At 60.6% G+C, this 974-nt stretch carries 2 protein-coding genes; one reads left to right on the top strand and one right to left on the bottom strand.

Annotation, left to right across the window (positions count from 1 at the left end):
- Window positions 1–462, top strand: a 462-nt coding sequence (locus tag CKO31_RS26070; protein ID WP_200243828.1) for a hypothetical protein, incomplete at its 5' end; no start/stop codon positions are given.
- A gap of 142 nt (window positions 463–604) precedes the next feature.
- Here the strand turns inward: CKO31_RS26070 and CKO31_RS26075 are convergent.
- A partial coding sequence (locus CKO31_RS26075; protein ID WP_207148128.1) for a hypothetical protein occupies window positions 605–974 on the bottom strand: 370 nt, incomplete at its 5' end.

Below are 974 nucleotides of genomic sequence, written 5' to 3' on the forward strand. Positions count from 1 at the left end.
TTGCCGGAGTGGGCGCAGACGATCGCAGTGTCTAAGACCGTTCAGACGGTCCTGAAAACCGAGGGGCTGTCGCGCACCACACCGACGGCCGTGCGGGCGGTGTTGGCCGCCCAAGGGCCGCTGGCGGCCCCGGTGGCCGACTTCCAGACGCGGGTCCTCGAGCACCTCGAGCAGGAAGTGGTCAAGCTGCCCGCCGACGCCACCTGGCTGGCCTCCTCTGACATCATCGACTCGGTCTTCGGTCATGACAAAACCTTCACCGCCCGCGGCCCGCTCAAGGAAGTCGGCAGGCTGGTGCTGTTGATTCCGGCCCTCCTCTCGCAGTTGACCGCCCCGCTCATGCGCGAGGCGATGACAGCGGTGCGCACTGTTGATGTCGAGCAGTGGGTCCACGCACACCTCGGGCCTTCCATGCTTGCACGCCGTCGCCGCGCCCTGCGACCCGACATGAAAACTGCATGAACCTTTCGCAGCTTTGCGCTGGAAAATTGAACAGCCTACCAGCTGGGCGGGACTCCTGCCTACAGCGTCTTTCCCGATCCATGCGATAGATTTTCGCGACCCTTGTCACCTCGATATTCCAGGGGCGGCAGCATGGCACTGATCAATGCCAGGGCAAAGCTGCAGTCGGTAAGGTGACAAGGGTCAGGCTGCGCCATAAACTGTTGCTGAGCTTCGGTGCGATGTCGAACAGGTCATATAGATGCGTCAGGCTGCCATCCATCAAAACGGCCTGTGCGCTATCCGTGCCGATGGTCTTCGCGGCGTTCCGGGACAAGGACACATTGGCCGTGTTCATGGCGATGGTGTCCTTGATGTCGTCGCCCACATAACAGACCTTCCTGCCCTGTTGCTGTAATCGTTCGACGATTTTCGCCTTTTCCTGGGGCAGCTCTTGGTAAGGATAACTGTACAGATCCAGTGATTCCACCCCCCTTTGCATCGGGATCCTGTGGTTGTGGGATACGATGGAA

The sequence above is a fragment of the Thiohalocapsa halophila genome, from assembly GCF_016583825.1.
Classification (GTDB): Bacteria; Pseudomonadota; Gammaproteobacteria; order Chromatiales; family Chromatiaceae; genus Thiohalocapsa; species Thiohalocapsa halophila.